This window comes from Caldimonas tepidiphila (assembly GCF_003569765.1).
Classification (GTDB): domain Bacteria; phylum Pseudomonadota; class Gammaproteobacteria; order Burkholderiales; family Burkholderiaceae_C; genus Caldimonas; species Caldimonas tepidiphila.
In genome coordinates this window covers 1-1,215 of record NZ_QXMG01000161.1, presented here as the reverse complement: position 1 = coordinate 1,215, position 1,215 = coordinate 1, and the positions used below count along the sequence as shown (strand labels likewise).

The 1,215-nt window shown below is 67.6% G+C and carries 2 protein-coding genes; both read left to right on the top strand.

Going from position 1 to position 1,215, the window contains the following annotated elements:
* Positions 1-621, top strand: a 621-nt coding sequence (locus D3A59_RS24875) for a hypothetical protein (RefSeq protein ID WP_157991715.1), incomplete at its 5' end; no start/stop codon positions are given.
* 1 nt (position 622) lies between these two features.
* Positions 623-1,215, top strand: a 593-nt coding sequence (locus tag D3A59_RS24870; RefSeq protein ID WP_157991714.1) for a hypothetical protein, incomplete at its 3' end; no start/stop codon positions are given.

Here is a 1,215-nt window from a genome sequence, read left to right as displayed (position 1 = left end):
GGCGTGCCACTGAACATCGTCATGCTGCCGGGCTTCGCCACCGGCGTGAGCCTGATGGAGCTGGCCGGCATTGAGGCGCTCGTGACCGTGCGCCAGTCGCCGGGCGGCCCAGTCGTGTACCAGCGCGCCATCTCGCTCGATGCGCTTCCCGTCGCCACCTGGTACGACTACTTTTTCAGCGTCCCGGAGGCTCGCACTGACCTGACGCTGACCGACCTACCGCCGCTGTACGGCGTCGAGCTGACGATCAGCATCACCGGCGCGCCCGCATGCGGCCTGGCGGTTGTCGGCGAGGTGAGCGACCTGGGCGACACCGAGGCCGGCGTGCAGCTCGGGATCATCGACTACAGCCAGAAGAACACCGACAGCTACGGCCGCACGTCCATCGTGAAGCGGCGCTTCGCCAAGCGCATGACTGCGCGCTGCGTGTTCTCCCGCGACGCACTGCCGCGCGTGTACCGGCTGCTGGCCACTTCGCGCGCCACACCCTGCGTGTGGGTCGGCAGCGAGGCGAGCGGCCACGAGCCGCTGGCCGTGTACGGCTTCTATCGCGACTTCAACGTGGACGTGGCTTACCCCACGCTCAACTACTGCAACCTGGAAATCGAGGGGTTGATCTGACATGCCTGTGACCGTTCTCCCGCCGCCGCCGACGCGGACCGACCCCACGAACTTCGCCATTCGCGCAGACGCGTTCCTTGCCGGGCTGGTGACGTTCAGCACCGAGATTCAAGGGGTGGACACCGACCTGAACGCATACCGCAGCTTCCTCCCGATCAACGCAGCCGGGCAGGTCGGCGTCGGCGGCGCAGGGTGGTCGAACTCGAACCTGCACATTGTTCGCGAACTGTCGGACAGCGCAGGCACCACGACGGCGAACGGCGTGCTGCTGACCTCTGCAATCCCGTCGGGCACGACGGCGAGCGCGCGCGGCTTCCGCAGCACGATCGCGTCGGCGGCGGCGACCTTCACCGTCGGCTCGGTCGCGCACTTTCAGGCCGACCCGGCGACGAAGGGCGCGGGCAGCACGATCACGAACCAGTACGGCTTCGCGGTCGAGTCGTCGCTGACCGGCGCCACCAACAACTTCGGCTTCTGGTCGAACGTCGCGAGCGCGACCGGGCGCTGGAATTTCTTTGCCGCCGGCACGGCCAGCAACTACTTCGCCGGCAACGTGCAGTTCGGCAGCACGACCGCGATCACGACGCGCTTCAA